Annotated in this window: 13 protein-coding genes; 3 read left to right on the top strand and 10 right to left on the bottom strand. The window is 49.4% G+C overall.

Going from position 1 to position 14,747, the window contains the following annotated elements:
- The first annotated feature begins 46 nt into the window (after positions 1–46).
- On the top strand, positions 47–1,771 hold the full coding sequence (locus P401_RS0103810; RefSeq protein ID WP_034785953.1) for an ABC transporter ATP-binding protein: 1,725 nt from the start codon (positions 47–49) through the stop codon (positions 1,769–1,771).
- Entirely contained in the window at positions 1,768–2,649 is an 882-nt protein-coding gene (locus P401_RS0103805) for an NAD(P)-dependent oxidoreductase (protein ID WP_029341285.1), read from the top strand. The genes P401_RS0103810 and P401_RS0103805 overlap by 4 nt, the downstream gene beginning before the upstream one ends.
- A 52-nt stretch (positions 2,650–2,701) precedes the next feature.
- On the opposite strand, the gene P401_RS0103800 is transcribed toward P401_RS0103805, so the two are convergent.
- The 10 genes from P401_RS0103800 to acnA form a co-directional block, all read right to left on the bottom strand.
- On the bottom strand, positions 2,702–3,337 hold the full coding sequence (locus tag P401_RS0103800; protein WP_029341284.1) for a DUF975 family protein: 636 nt from the start codon (positions 3,335–3,337) through the stop codon (positions 2,702–2,704).
- A gap of 186 nt (positions 3,338–3,523) precedes the next feature.
- Positions 3,524–4,186, bottom strand: a complete 663-nt coding sequence (locus P401_RS0103795) for a copper homeostasis protein CutC (RefSeq protein ID WP_029341283.1) — start codon at positions 4,184–4,186, stop codon at positions 3,524–3,526.
- Between the two features lie 25 nt (positions 4,187–4,211).
- Positions 4,212–4,976, bottom strand: a complete 765-nt coding sequence (locus tag P401_RS0103790; protein ID WP_029341282.1) for a DeoR/GlpR family DNA-binding transcription regulator — start codon at positions 4,974–4,976, stop codon at positions 4,212–4,214.
- A gap of 191 nt (positions 4,977–5,167) precedes the next feature.
- Complete coding sequence (plsY, locus tag P401_RS0103785) at positions 5,168–5,782, bottom strand: glycerol-3-phosphate 1-O-acyltransferase PlsY (RefSeq protein ID WP_029341281.1); 615 nt, start codon at positions 5,780–5,782, stop codon at positions 5,168–5,170.
- Positions 5,783–5,799: 17 nt separating this feature from the next.
- Positions 5,800–6,828, bottom strand: a complete 1,029-nt coding sequence (locus tag P401_RS0103780; protein ID WP_029341280.1) for a M15 family metallopeptidase — start codon at positions 6,826–6,828, stop codon at positions 5,800–5,802.
- 238 nt (positions 6,829–7,066) lie between these two features.
- Positions 7,067–7,504, bottom strand: a complete 438-nt coding sequence (locus P401_RS0103775; RefSeq protein WP_023467801.1) for an acyl-CoA thioesterase — start codon at positions 7,502–7,504, stop codon at positions 7,067–7,069.
- Between the two features lie 12 nt (positions 7,505–7,516).
- On the bottom strand, positions 7,517–9,760 hold the full coding sequence (locus P401_RS0103770; protein WP_029341278.1) for an AAA family ATPase: 2,244 nt from the start codon (positions 9,758–9,760) through the stop codon (positions 7,517–7,519).
- 76 nt (positions 9,761–9,836) lie between these two features.
- Positions 9,837–10,544, bottom strand: coding sequence for a hypothetical protein (locus P401_RS0103765; RefSeq protein ID WP_029341277.1), 708 nt, complete (start codon positions 10,542–10,544; stop codon positions 9,837–9,839).
- Positions 10,545–10,733: 189 nt separating this feature from the next.
- Entirely contained in the window at positions 10,734–11,198 is a 465-nt protein-coding gene (locus P401_RS0103760) for a DUF3939 domain-containing protein (protein ID WP_029341276.1), read from the bottom strand.
- Positions 11,199–11,255: 57 nt separating this feature from the next.
- The gene (gene acnA / locus P401_RS0103755; protein ID WP_029341275.1) at positions 11,256–13,982 is read right to left on the bottom strand and encodes an aconitate hydratase AcnA; all 2,727 of its coding nucleotides are present in this window, start codon (positions 13,980–13,982) and stop codon (positions 11,256–11,258) included.
- A 257-nt stretch (positions 13,983–14,239) separates the two neighbouring features.
- Here acnA and P401_RS0103750 point away from each other — a divergent pair, with 257 nt between their 5' ends.
- The gene (locus P401_RS0103750; RefSeq protein WP_029341274.1) at positions 14,240–14,734 is read left to right on the top strand and encodes a hypothetical protein; all 495 of its coding nucleotides are present in this window, start codon (positions 14,240–14,242) and stop codon (positions 14,732–14,734) included.
- Positions 14,735–14,747 lie beyond the last annotated feature (13 nt).

Raw genomic sequence — 14,747 nt, 5'->3', positions numbered from 1 at the left:
CAATGGAAAAGAGAGGATGTGTTGAAATGAACGCTGCTACGTTCCAATCTTTTTACCTGTTATTGAAAAAACGAAACCCCCGGTCGGATTATTATCCGCCGCTGTTTCCGTCTCCGTCATCCAAGCACTGGCTGCCCTCGCCATTCCTTGGTTCTTAAAGACGTTGATTGACGGTTTTACAGTCGATCGACTGACTCCGCAGCTGATCAGTTTGTTCGTGATCGTCTTTGTCGTCCAAGTCGTCGCGAATGCTTTATCGATCTATTGGTTACAGATCGTCGGTCAACGAATCGTCGCTAATTTACGGACACTCCTATGGAAACACCTGTTGACCTTATCGATTCCGTTCTATGATGAGACGAAATCTGGTGAGCTTGTCTCCCGACTCAACAGTGACGCTACGACACTCCAGCAATTGCTGTCGGAGCAACTCGTCCGCCTGCTGACATCACTCGTTTCGATCATCGGAGCGATCACGATTCTGTTCTTCCTCGACTGGCAGATGACACTCGTCATGGTCATCGCTGTACCCGTGACGCTACTAATCATCATCCCGCTCGTGCGGAAGTTGCATAAGATATCTCGTGAGACTCAGAAGGAACTCGCGGGATTATCCGGTTTTTTTGCCGAGATGCTCGGTGAAGTCCGACTCGTCAAATCGCAAGCGACTGAATCCTATGAGCTCGACCGTGGGAAAACTCGCATTGAGAATCTTTATGGCTATGGCGTCAAGGAAGGACGAATCCAATCCCTTTTGTTGCCAATCTTTAACGTCACCTTGACGACGATGTTGATCTTGATCATCGGCTTTGGTGCCTACCGCGTCGCGACGAACCAGATCACAGCAGGTGAACTCGTCGCCTTCTCACTCTATTTGTTCCAAATCATGACGCCACTCGTGACGATGACTGAATTCATCACGAAGTTACAGAAGGCTCGCGGGGCGACAGAGCGAATCATCGAGCTTCTCGATGAGACACCGGAAGCACCTGGAGCGCTTGTTGCGCCGCGTCCGTTTACGGACGTCACGGTCGATCACCTATCATTCGGATACAATGAGACGCCCATCCTACAGGATGTCAGCTTTACGTTACCACGCGGCAAGACGACAGCGATCGTCGGTCCGAGTGGATCCGGGAAGACGACATTATTCGCGATACTGGAGCGATTCTATCAACCGACATCCGGACAGATTCGACTCGGAGATCAATCCATCGCTAATTTAACGCTATCGTCTTGGCGCCAAGCGATCGGTTATGTCGCCCAAGACTCCCCTGTTTTATCGGGAACGATCCGTGACAATCTCGTCTATGGTCTTGCGGAAGACGTCAGTGAAGACAAAATTCGTGAGGCTGCACGGATGGCGAATGCCAATACGTTCATTGAACGTTTTCCAGAGGGGTACGCAACTGAAATCGGGGAACGAGGTGTCAAGTTGTCTGGTGGTCAACGCCAACGGATTGCGATCGCACGTGCACTCCTCCGAGATCCGGAAATTCTATTGCTGGATGAAGCCACGTCAAGCCTCGACTCCGAGTCCGAGCGGGTCGTTCGGGAAGCACTCGAGCGATTGATGGTCGGACGGACGACGTTCGTCATCGCTCATCGTCTCGCGACAGTTCGTCATGCCGATCAAATTATCGTTCTTGAAGATGGTCGGATTTCCGGCATCGGGACACATGATCGTCTTGTCGTCGACAATCCATTGTATAATAAGCTCGTAACGCAACAATTCATCGGCACGGAACGTGCAAGGGGGAATCATGTATGAAGACAGTCGGTTTCATCGGATTAGGTGTCATGGGACAAGGCATGGTCCGCAATCTGCGCAAGGCAGGTTTTACAGTTAAAGGATACAATCGTACGAAAGAAAAAGGACTTGTCCTTGAAGCAGATGGTGTCGAAATCGTCGATACGATTCAAGACGTTGTCACGGATGTCGACGTCGTCATCTCGATCGTCGGTTATCCGCAAGACGTCGAGCAAATCTACTTCGAAGACAGAGTCCTCGACTATGCGTCACCCGGAACGATCCTGGTCGATATGACGACATCTAGTCCAGCTCTTGCAGAACGCATCGCGCAGGAAGCGGCAACACGCGGTCTTCAGGCACTGGACGCACCTGTCACAGGTGGTGACCTCGGTGCGAAGAACGGGACACTCGCTATTCTCGTCGGTGGTGAAGAAGCAGCGTTCGCGCAAGCGAAGCCATTATTCGAAGCGATGGGAAAATCGATTTCACTCTTCGGTGGTCCTGGTAAAGGACAATCAGCAAAACTCGCGAACCAAATCGCAATCGCCGGCTCAATGATCGGAACAGCGGAGATGCTGTTGTTCGTCACGCGGTCCGGGATTGATCCGACGCAGTTCATCGAGACGATCAAATCTGGTTCTGCCGGTAGCTGGAGTCTTGAGAACTTAATTCCACGCGTCATCGCTGAAAACTACTCACCTGGTTTCTTCGTCAAACACTTCATCAAGGATATGCGGCTTGCTCTCGAACGCGGCGCTGAGATGGGCATCGCGACACCTGGTCTCGCACTGACGAAGGATTTATATGAACAACTTGCTGAGCTGGGTCACGCCGATTCCGGTACACAAGCGCTTTATCTGTTGCTCGCTGCACGTTCACGCGCTTCGGTAGAATGAGCAAAAAGCCTGTACATTACGTCAGTCGACGTAGCGTACAGGCTTTTTTGGTTCATCCCTCGACGGATGATTGACGTGTTGGTTTCAAGCGTTCATAGAAGTGTGCCATCGTCGTATCGAAATACGGCGTCAAGAAGATGACACCCACAGTACTAAGTAGTGCAAGGATACCCCAGCCGATGAAACTCAAGTAAAGCATGATCAATTCACGCTTATGCCCTTTCATCATCCGACGACTCTCACCGAGGACTTGCCAAAACGACAATTCTGGTCGGTCGACCAAAATGTACGGGACGAGGCGATACGCTAGATAAAAGTACAATGCCGGTAAAATCAAAAATGATCCGACATACACCAATACCGTCACGATTGCATACGCAGCAATCGTCCGGAAAACACGTCGAAACGAAGAAAACCCTTCGAATAACGTTCCGATACCGGCAGACTCCCCGCGTGTGAAGCGTAAGTAAGCAATCGTTCGTCCAACCGTCACCGGAGCAAGGACTATCGTTACGACCATGTTCAGTCCGATGAAACGGACCATGCTGTCGATGTCATCTTGGTCAAAGGACATCCGGCTTGCTGCAAGCGCAAAGATAAGGAAGTAGATGATCGAGATGCTTAGCCCGACCAGCCAGCGTCCTTTTAGTGTACCAAGGGCGTCTTGTTTTAATTGTTTAGGGTTCATGTCGTACTCCTTCATTTCCACTATTTCCATCTTTGATTCTAGCGTAGTCCCGTTGAAAAACCTAGTTATCCCGCTTTGCTTTTCAAACGTGTCACGGAATCGTCGAAAATCCGTCACGAACACATACAAAAAAATCCATTTCTCTCATCTCATAAGATTTGAAAAATGGATTCGTGCGGTATAGGATTAGCGCAGAAGTCGCGTCAATGCCTCAACACGTTCTTTTTGAATGATACCGTCTTGTAAGACAGCGGATCCCACATGTAGTTCCGATGCCTTCGTCGCCTCAAGAAGTGCTTCCGCATTCTCAAGCGTAATCCCGGAACCTGGTAAGATAATCAAGTCCGGATGGTCCTCGATCAAGCGCGCGATTGTCTCTTTTCCTTCTAACGCCGTCGCTTGACCACCCGACGTCAAGATCCGGTCGACTTCTGGAAAATCAGCGAGCACTTCTGCCGCTTCGAGAATATCGCGACTACTATCGATTGCTCGGTGGAACGTCAATGACAGTTCCCCTTTATGTTTGATGATTCGACCAAGGAAGCCTTCGTCGACGCGACCATCTGCGGTCAATGAGCCGACGACGATCCCGGCAGCACCGAGTTCTCGGATCAAGTCGATATCCGTGATGATCGTTTCTTCGTCTGATTTCGAATAGACGAACGACTTACTATGTGGTCGAACGAGGACGTGAACTGGAATCTCGACCGTCGAGACGACTTGACGAATCAGTCCATAGCTCGGCGTCACCCCACCTTCGGATAATGCGGAAACGAGCTCGATCCGGTCCGCTCCGGCTTGTTCTGCTGCGACCGCTTCTTCTACGGTCGATGCGATGATTTCTAACATGATACATCCCTCCCGCATCAGTGTATCATGAGACGACCATCCAGTTCACGCGTTCGTTGAACAGTTTCATCTCCCACGATGGTGGATAGGAGGCTGGACTGAGGACGATCTTCGCACGTCGGAACTCTGCCACCTTATATTTACGATTGCCCTGGAATTCATCATTCGCCAAGAAGGCATAAACGTCTTTCGTACAACTGATGACGGCTTTTTGAATCAGCGAGGATTCAATATCATCGCTGACGAAGCCACGCTCGATTTCGGCACCGTCAAACGATAGAAAACAGGCATCAAAAGCGTAGGCATCGAGCGCCTGCAAGACTTCGACTCCGACCGTCCGCCCATAGGCATCGACCGTCCCACCAAGTAACCGAATTTCACCTTTGAACGGTCCCGTCTTGCGGCACTGCTCCAAGTGACTAGCGACCACTAGTGAGTTCGTGACGATCGTCGCATTCCCCGTTAAATACGGCAACAGATGCTCGACCGGCTCGCCTCGACCAAGAAAGATACAGGAATAATCGCTGAGCCATCCTTTCGCATAACGCGCTAAACGGCGAGACAACTGATCCGTCCGACGCGAGATCGGTGTTTCTCGTTTTCCTCCTTGATAGATGGCACCGCCATAGACGCGCTTCAACTGCCGTTCCCGTTCGAGCTCCTCTAAGTAGCGTCGTACCGTTTCTCCCGAGACATCGAGACGTTCGATCAAATCCTTCGTCATGACTTTCCCTTCCTCTTCCAGCCATTCCATGATGCGTGATTTCCGCTCTTCTCCTAACAACGACACGTGCGCTTCCCCCTTCACAGACAAGTTCTAGTTCTAGTGTATCGAACATCTGTAAAGGTCTTGTAAATCCGATGTAAATAAACGTGTAGTTCCTATGAAATGTCGTTGAATTCGTCCGTTATCCGACTTTTTCCACAAACAAAAGACGCATCCGCATCTCAATGAACGAGATGTAGATGCGTCTTAATGACTCATTCAGACGGTTTCTTTGCAAAGAGTGGAATCTTAGACTCTGTACCTTGGCGAATCCGTTGGATGTTCTCGCGGTGCTTGAAGATGACGAACAAGGCAAGAACCGTAAAGAACGTCGGAACGATCCAGTCGTTCGTCAAGACACCAATCGTGATGGAAACAACGATTCCGACACTTGCTGCCACGATTGAACTGAGCGACACCATCCGGCTCAGACGAAGTGTCGTCAAAAAGGAAACGAGCAGGAAGATGAACAGAACAGGGCTCGTCACGAGCAACATTCCACCTGACGTTGCAACTGCTTTTCCACCTTTGAACTTCGCGAAGATCGGATAGATGTGACCGATGACAGCTGCTAGTCCAGCAAACAACGGATGTATATCTGCTCCCATCAAGATGGGAACGAGACTTGCGACGGCTCCTTTTCCGAAATCACCGATCAATACGATGATTCCCGCCTTTTTTCCCAAGACACGGAACGTATTCGTCGTTCCGAGATTCCCGCTACCATGTTGGCGAATGTCCATCCCGTGTCCCCACTTCCCGACAAGAAGTGCGAACGGTATCGAACCAAGCAGATAGCCAAGAACTAAAATCCCTATGATTTCAATCATAGTCAACCTCCAACCTCTTAGTGACCGACTTTCATATATTCCTCAAGAGTCTGTCCGTTATTTTTAATTTGTGTCGCGACATCGACACCGACATAACGAATGTGCCATGGCTCATACGTATAGCCTGTCCGTGATTGGAAGCCACGATCGTAGCGAACGATGAAACCATATTTCGCTGCGTTATTCGCAATCCATTTCCCTTCTTTCGTATCACCAAGAGCAGCCGTTAACCCGTTACCAACGCTTGGTGCTGAAATATCGAAAGTGAGACCCGTCTGGTGCTCACTATGACCAGGACGTGCTGAATATTGATCAGCAGCTGCCTTGCCATCACGTGCGACATAATTATTATACAATACTTTTTGACGTTCGCCTGAACGGAATCCACTGACAGCGTTTAATGTCACGCCTTCTTTTTTAGCAGCGGCAAACATCTTTTCCATCTGTTTCGCAGCTGGCGCCCGCATGTAGCTCTGCTCAAGTACACCTGAGTATGAGAAGCTGACGTTTGGTACGACGAGATCCGATGGTTTGTAGTCGATCGGTAAGCTGTATTTCTTATTGACGACGACGAGATTACCAAGTGATAGATCTGCTTTGGCATCTGCTGATTTATCAACGTCCGGTGTCTCATCTTCTGGTTTCGACGGTTTCTCTTGTTCTGGATCCTGAGACGAACTGTCCGGTTTATCCGTCGATTCATCTTTTTTGTCCTCTGTTTTGTTCTCTGAAGCTGGTGTATCGTCTTTTTGTTCTTCTTCTTTTTTCGTTTCATCTGAAGATTCTTGATTTTCTTGCGTTGCATCAGACGAATTGTCTTCTTGTTTTGCTTCTTCTGACGTATCGTCTTTTGTTGTTTCGTCTGTTTTGTTTGTTTCTTCTTTGTTCGTGTCTTTTGCTGTGTCTTCTTTTTTCGTTTCGTCGTTTGATTGTTTTGTCTCATCTGATTTCTGTTCCGTTTTCGTTGTATCATCCGCTTGTTGATCCCCAGGATTACATCCTGCAAGGAGAAGCGCTAACGTACTGACGGTTACGATTTTTTTCATGAGTAAGACCCCTCTTCTTTTTATGCTTCTCTATGTTACCGCTAATCGTTCCATCCGTCGAGTCTACTTCCGACAGATGGAGTAAGTCCCTACCTTACTTCAGCTTCTTTATTTTCGCAAATGATCCTGACTTTGTCATCGGTCGTTAGTACCAAGTGCTAAATTTTACTGTTCAGACTGAAATAAAAGAAAAAAGCGGAACCGATTCAAAAATCGATCCCGCTTTTGTTGTATCGCTTCACGCTTCCGTTAAGAGTGCTGCGTCCGTCTCACTCATCTTCTCATAAATTTCGTGCCAGTTCGGGAAAACCTTCGGCAAGCGAATCGGTCGGAAGTTTTCCTTCTTGACGACGACGTGTGTCGTCTTCGCCGATACTGCAAGTTTCCCGTCCGGATGTTTGACTGTATAGCCATAAATCGTTCGTAGTCCATCGTAATGATCAATCCAGACTGTGACGACCGCTGTATCACCGTACGTCAACGAGCGTTTGTAATCGAGATTGACATTCGTGACCGGGGAGACATATCCCGCATCTTCCATCTCCTTGTAATCAAGACCCAAGGACTGGATTAATTCTGTCCGCGCCAATTCCAAATAGACGAGATAGTTCGAATGATAGACGATGCCCATCATGTCCGTCTCGGCGTACCGGACAGGTATTTCAATCGTGTGCATGTAGCTTCCCCCTTAAAAATCCTCTTTTTCAAGATAGGACCATTCTGAACCGGATAAGCTAACTTTGTCAATTAATCGCATCGACTGCTTCGCGATCGCCTGTTCGACGATCGTGATCGCCGCTCGTGCGTTTCCGTTCGGAACGACATCAATCTTCTCGGTAAGCGTCAATCGTGCGTCCTCCGTCAGCTCGTATCCGAACCGTGCCGCATATCCTTCAATGATTTGAATCAACTCGTCTGGCGAGTAATTCGGGAAGTGGAATGACCGTTTGAAGCGTGATTTCAGTCCTGGGTTACTTGCGAGCAAGGCGTTCATCTGTTGCTCGTAACCCGCAAGGACGACGACGAGATTATCTTGATGTTTCGTCATCTCATCCACGAGCGTATCGATCGCTTCCTTTCCGAAGTCGTTCGCTCCACCATTTAATGCATACGCCTCATCTATGAATAAGACACCACCCAGCGCGTCGCGAATCGCGTCACGCGTCTTTTGCGCTGTTTGTCCGACGTAACCGGAGACAAGATCTGCCCGGCTGACGACTTTCAGATGTCCGCGTTTCAAATAACCGCATTGTCGTAACACATCAGCATAAAGCTGCGCGACAGTCGTCTTTCCGGTCCCGCTATTGCCGCTAAAGACCGCATGCAGTTCAACCGGCAAGACTTTATAGCCCGCTTCCCGGCGACGTTTTTGCATCGACAATAAGGCTTCAATCTGCTTGAGTTCGTCTTTGAGATCGGACAATCCGACGAGCGAAGCGATCCGCTCCTCAACGGTTGCGTCCGGTTCTTGTACCATCTCGAAATCTTCTTGTTCGAGTAAGGCAAAGTCTTCATGACTGGCACTCTCTCCAAGGCTCGCACCCTTCTTGAAGATGGCATCGAGCACGATATTGCGAACAGCGCGTCCGTTTCCGAAACTGGCGTCGACGCGTTCCCGCTCAAGCCGTCCGAGTAATGCCCGCTCCGCTTGTTCCGTCAAGACATAATCGTTCGCGGTCGCGATCGAGCGTCCGATGGCGAGCAGCTCCTGATCCGTATAGTCGGCGAGTAGATAATGATTCGATTCCGGAAAACGACTCCGCAGTCCAGGGTTCGCCTTCAGAAAATCACGCATCTCTTCTGGGTAACCAGCAAGCACGACCGCAAATCGCCCTGCATATTCCCCACTCGTCATCGCTGCGACGAGCGTATCGATCGCGGCCTGACCATAATCGTTCCCACTTTGTCCGGCACGTTTTAAGGCATAGGCTTCATCGATGAAGAGCACCCCTCCGACGGCTTCGCGGACTTTACTCATGACCTGTTCTTCCGTCTGACCGACGAACGCACCGACAAGCGATGAACGATCCGTCTCGACGACTTCCGGTCGTTCGAGTAATCCGAGCTCGTGATAGATCTTTGCCATCAAACGGGCAAGCGTCGTCTTTCCGGTTCCGGGGTTCCCCATGAAGATCATGTGTAGGGATGGTTGATCGCTTGAACGGTAGCCATCTTCCGATCGTTTCTGTTGATACTTCAAGAAGCGATACATATGATGAACCCGTTGTTTGATGTCTTCGAGACCAATCATCGCGTCAAGTTCCTCGAGTGCTGAGCGTTCGACTTGTTTGCTTTCGACGGGGAGCAAAGCGACGACACGTTTGAGATCCTGGATCGTCGTCGCTTTCAGTTCCGTCATCTCGCGGAACGCTTCCCGGGAATAGAAACGCTCTTGTAAGCTGTCGACGAATGTCTGCGCTGTCTGTTCAAGCGTGGCACTTGAACGCAATAATGCCGTTCCAGCCTCGAACAGTTCCGTCCAGCGTCCGGCATCCAACCGACGAAGTCGTTCCGTCAGTTCGACGATTTGTTCCGTCTCCTCGACGATTTGACTTGCTTGGAGGATCAGTTCCTTCGTCGCCGAGCGTTTTGCGTTCGCATTGTCCGTCTCGCGAATCGTCGGAAACGTATGCGCGACAAGGCGCTGATACGTACTTTGTAATTGTTGTTCCGTCAACAACTGCTCAAGACGGGCTGGCAGGCGGCCATGCTGACGGATTTCTTGCATCCAGCTCTCAGCTAAGGCATCCAGTCGTCCCGTCATGATATAGCGATGCTCGACAAGTAATGCCAAGATGCGGACGAGTGCTTCCGTTTCGCCAAGCAACCGGCTACTTTGGGCATAACGTAAGGTGAGCACCTCCTCGACCTTCGCGCCCTCTTCCCACGCTTTGATTTGATTGAACATCTCCTCTTTCGAGAATGCTTCCATGTTGAACCTCCTGCGTCTCGAAAAAACCGACTTTGTCCGCTACCGTTTCGTAGCGTCATCGCCGGTCGTTTCTTGTTTATTTTGCTTTTAACCAATCCGGATCGAACGTATCGATCGTTTCAAAACTCTTCATTTTGACAGAGTAGAACAATTTACCGTTATTGCGTGACTCCGCACCGAGTACTTTCGAACGGTCGGAAGCGACATAATACGTTGCTTGTTCTTGGTTGTTTTCTTTATCGAAGATCGATGGATATTGTTTGATCCATTCTTCTGGTACCGTGCTTGACGGTTCTTTTTTCACATACACGTCCGCTGCCATTCCGGCGATGTCCGCTTCTCCCTCGACTTGTCCAAAGTCACCTTTGTTAATGAAAGCGAGGATCTGTTCGTTGAAGCCACGTGAGAGGAATGGGCGCGGCGCACTGACACTTTTGCCAGCTTTCGTCTCATTGACTAACTTCCCTGTCGCATCATACTCACGGAACATCGTCCCGTTCCAGATCGCAAGCGATCCTTTTGACGGACCGTCTACGACTTCTGTCCGGAAATGACCTTTGTCATTAAAGACGACTTCATACGTGCGTGATTCAAGTTCATCTTTTTTCGTCGCGAGTTTCTTCTCAACATATTGAATGCGTGTCATCGTATAAAACGGTTTGACCGTCGCGGCTTTTTCATCGCTTGCAGTCTGCGTCTTGTTCAAGAGATAAAAATTGTAGGCAAGGAGGATAGCCATTGCCACGATTGCTACTGCAATCCACGTGCTCGTTCGTTTCGTCATGCCATGTACACCTTCCTAGCTCAAGTCTCTATTCCTTATCATCGTATCGGTTTTATAAGGAGAATACAAAGGGTTTGTCCGAGATTTCACGATTTCTGACTAAATTCGTCAGACTTTTGAACAAATCAGAAAACGGTCAGGACAACAAAAAAGGCGAACCGAATGAATTCGGTCCACCCTTGATTACGTTTATGCTTCCTTCGGCGTCAGCGAGACGATCATCGACTCATCGACCAAATAATAGCTATGATGCGGCATTTCGCGCAAATAGCCATCCTGAAACAACATCGCGCAGTCGACTTGGAACGTCTTGCTATATGGTTTCAACGGGAGTTTCTTCACCCGGTCAAAATAGCGATCGACGGCGACTTGGACATGATCCATCTCATAGACGAGTTCCCGATCTTTTGCCTCCATGATGGTGAATGTCTCACGCGACATGTAAAACACTTGTGTCGAACGTGCTTTCAAATACGGCTCCAGCTGTTTTAAATCGACTCGCTGCTCATCATCCAGAAGTACCGTCCGATTCGTCCCTTTCGGTAGTTCGGATTCAAAGGCATGCGTCGCTTGTTTGACTTCATCAAGCGTCACGTCACGCATCGGCAACGGCTGGTCTTCCTTCGGTTGAAACCACTTCTTGAATCGGTTCACCTTTTTCCTCCTCTCGTCAAAAAAAGGTGGGGTTTCCCCCACCTTTGATTAGACAACTTATGCTTGTTGGAGACGCTCACGAAGGACCATTGGAAGGATCCCGCCGTGACGGTAGTAATCGATGTCGACTTCTGAATCGAAACGAGCAATCGCTTCGAATTCAGTGACTTTTCCATCTGCCGCTGTTGCTGTGACTTTGACGATGTCACGTGGACGAACAGACTCATCGATTGCGATGCTGATTGCTTCTTCACCTGTTAAACCAAGTGTTTCAGCTGTTGTGCCTGCCACGTATTGAAGTGGAAGAACACCCATCATGACGAGGTTTGAACGGTGAATCCGCTCGAAGCTCTCCGCGATGACGGCTTTGACGCCGAGCAAGTTCGTTCCTTTGGCTGCCCAGTCACGTGAAGAACCCATACCGTAGTCTTTACCAGCGAGGATGACGAGACCTGTACCATCTTCTTTGTACTTCATCGCAGCATCGTACATCGCCATTGTTTCGCCTGTTGGCCAGTACGTCGTGAAGCCACCTTCTGTACCTGGTGCGACTTGGTTACGGATCCGGATGTTCGCGAACGTTCCGCGCATCATGATTTCGTGGTTACCACGACGTGAACCGTATGAGTTGAAGTCTTTCGGTGCAACCCCTTTGTTGACGAGGTATTGACCGGCTGGTGTCGTTTTCGAGAATGAACCCGCTGGTGAGATGTGGTCCGTTGTGACTGAATCAGCGAACTTACCGAAGACACGGAGTCCGTTGAGTGCTTCGACTTGACCAGCTTCCTTCGCCAAGTTCTCGAAGAACGGTGGGTTTTGGATGTACGTCGACTCACCGTCGAAGTCGTACTGATCGCCTGTTGGCACGTCAAGGTTGTTCCAACGTTCGTTTCCTGTGAAGACTGAATCGTATTCTGCACGGAAGCTTTCTGGTGTGACGACCGTGTTGATGATCGTTTGGATCTCATCACGTGAAGGCCAGATGTCAGCAAAGAAGACTTCTTGTCCGTCTTTGCCTGTTCCGAGTGACGCGTTCATGATATCGACGTCGACTGTTCCTGCAAGTGCATACGCGACGACGAGTGGCGGTGAAGCCAAGTAGTTCGCTTTGACGAGCGGGTGGACACGACCTTCGAAGTTACGGTTTCCGGAGAGGACAGACGAAACGAGTAAGTCTGAACCGAGGATCGCGTCTTCGACAGCGCGGTCGAGTGGACCGGAGTTACCGATACATGTCGTACAGCCGTAACCGACTGTGTTGAAGCCGAGTTCGTCAAGGTACGTTTGGAGTCCTGATTTCTCGAGGTAATCCGTAACGACCTTCGATCCTGGCGCAAGTGATGTCTTGACGTATTTTGGAACCGATAGACCGAGTTCGATCGCTTTTTTCGCGACGAGTCCCGCACCGATCATGACGTATGGGTTTGATGTGTTCGTACAGCTCGTGATCGCAGCGATCGCCACGTCACCCGTACGCATTTCAACTGCTTCGTCTTCGAACTGAACGACAGCGACTTTGTTCGCTTCTTCTTCCGCTAAGCCGAATCCAGCGTTTCCTTGTGGAGCCGTTAACGCTTTTTTGAATGATGTATGAACATCCGTCAAATCGATCCGGTCTTGTGGACGTTTTGGTCCAGCAAGGGCAGGAACGATTGTTGAAAGATCGAGTTCGACTGTTTTCGTGAATGTTGGATCTTCGTTTTGTGGTGTGTAGAACAAACCGTTTGCTTTCGAGTAGTTCTCGACTTTTTCGATCAATTCTTCATCGCGACCTGTCAGACGAAGGTACGTCAATGTTTCTGTGTCGACTGGGAAGAACCCACATGTCGCACCGTATTCTGGTGCCATGTTCGCGATTGTTGCCCGGTCAGAAAGTGACATCAAGTGGAGTGATGGACCGAAGAACTCGACGAATTTACCGACGACGTTCTCTTGACGGAGCATTTCCGTTACACGAAGGGCAACGTCTGTTGCTGTCGTTCCTGGGTGCATCTCACCTGTGATGCGTACACCGATGACTTCAGGCACTGGGAAGAATGACGGCTGTCCGAGCATGCCCGCTTCCGCTTCGATCCCACCGACTCCCCAACCGAGGACGCCGAGACCGTTGATCATCGTCGTGTGTGAGTCTGTTCCGACGAGTGTATCCGGATACACATCAACTGTACCGTCTGCTGTTTCCTTTTCAAGGACAACAGATGCCAAGTACTCGAGGTTAACTTGGTGGACGATCCCTGTTGCTGGTGGTACGGCACGGTAGTTATCGAATGCCGATGTCGCCCAGCGAAGTAATTTGTAACGCTCTTCGTTACGTTCGAATTCGAGATCCATGTTTTCTGCAAGTGCTCCAGCAAAACCGTAAGCATCGACTTGAACCGAGTGGTCAACGACGAGGTCGACTGGTACTTCTGGGTTGATGACCGATGGGTCTCCACCGAGATCTTGCATCGCTTTACGAAGTGACGCGAGGTCAACGACCGTTGGAACACCTGTGAAATCCTGAAGGATGACGCGTGACGGTTTGAACGGAACATCGACATCGTTCGAAACTTGAGCTGTTCCCCATTTCGCCAAGTTCTCGACGTGTTCACGTGTGATCGAACGACCATCTTGTTGACGAAGCACTGACTCGAGTAGGACACGAATCGAGTATGGAAGACGTTTGACTTCTGTCAATCCGAGTTCTTCCAATTTTTCAAGACTATAGTACTGATAATTCTTACCGTTTGCTTCAAACGAACGGCGTGCGCCAAAGATATCTTGCGACACATCTGTTTGCTTCATGGTGATTCCCCCTTTAAGTGTTCACGACATCAAGCCCCTGATACCGCTTACTTGTACAGTTCTATCATAGTATAATATGGATTCCGTTACAATTTGAAAGAACAAAAGACTTTCGATAAGTTTTACTTATTGCCGATATTAAAAAATTATTCTGTTGTCCTGTTTTTTTCATATTTCCAGTCTCGCGTTTCCATTTAGAATGTTCAGGGTACTTAAAAAGTGTAGTACGATAACCGATTCTTGTGGAGGCGTTTATTATGGCGAAATATAAAAGCGATGCAACGCACGTCATTACGACAATCATTTTTAGTGATGTAGAAAAAGCAAAAACAGGCTTTGCGATGATTAAGGATCTCGAAGCAATCAAGGAAATCGAGATGGATCAGATGGTTCTCGCAAAACGTGACGAAGCAGAGGGCTTCTCTTTCATCGATGCGATCGACTTCACACAACAGGACCAATCCTTCAAAGGTTCATTGATTGGCATGGCGATTGGTGTCGTCGGTGGTCCGTTCGGTATGCTCGTAGGTTCCGTTGCTGGTTACTTGATCGGAGCGAACCGGGATGAGAAGAATGAACGGGAGTCGTTTGATTTATTCAACCGGACGCTGAATCAAATCGATCCCGACCATTACGGTGTCATCTTGATCAGTGAGGTCAACGAAGATTCAGAAGCCGTCAATGCGATCGCTGCTGAACTCGGAGCGACAATTCGCCGGACAGGTGAGACATTGCCGGATGGTACGGTCTAATCAAATCAGAGTT

It is taken from the genome of Exiguobacterium acetylicum DSM 20416 (genome assembly GCF_000702605.1).
GTDB classification, from domain to species: domain Bacteria; phylum Bacillota; class Bacilli; order Exiguobacteriales; family Exiguobacteriaceae; genus Exiguobacterium_A; species Exiguobacterium_A acetylicum.
This window is presented reverse-complemented; position numbering and strand designations above follow the sequence as displayed.

Excerpts from the sequence above, each read along its gene's own strand:
- P401_RS0103805 (WP_029341285.1), top strand. The coding sequence starts at position 1,768 with ATGAAGACAGTCGGTTTCATCGGATTAGGTGTCATGGGACAAGGCATG.
- P401_RS0103800 (WP_029341284.1), bottom strand. The coding sequence starts at position 3,337 with ATGAACCCTAAACAATTAAAACAAGACGCCCTTGGTACACTAAAAGGA.
- P401_RS0103795 (WP_029341283.1), bottom strand. The coding sequence starts at position 4,186 with ATGTTAGAAATCATCGCATCGACCGTAGAAGAAGCGGTCGCAGCAGAA.
- plsY (WP_029341281.1), bottom strand. The coding sequence starts at position 5,782 with ATGATTGAAATCATAGGGATTTTAGTTCTTGGCTATCTGCTTGGTTCG.
- P401_RS0103780 (WP_029341280.1), bottom strand. The coding sequence starts at position 6,828 with ATGAAAAAAATCGTAACCGTCAGTACGTTAGCGCTTCTCCTTGCAGGA.
- P401_RS0103775 (WP_023467801.1), bottom strand. The coding sequence starts at position 7,504 with ATGCACACGATTGAAATACCTGTCCGGTACGCCGAGACGGACATGATG.
- P401_RS0103770 (WP_029341278.1), bottom strand. The coding sequence starts at position 9,760 with ATGGAAGCATTCTCGAAAGAGGAGATGTTCAATCAAATCAAAGCGTGG.
- P401_RS0103765 (WP_029341277.1), bottom strand. The coding sequence starts at position 10,544 with ATGACGAAACGAACGAGCACGTGGATTGCAGTAGCAATCGTGGCAATG.
- acnA (WP_029341275.1), bottom strand. The coding sequence starts at position 13,982 with ATGAAGCAAACAGATGTGTCGCAAGATATCTTTGGCGCACGCCGTTCG.
- P401_RS0103750 (WP_029341274.1), top strand. The coding sequence starts at position 14,240 with ATGGCGAAATATAAAAGCGATGCAACGCACGTCATTACGACAATCATT.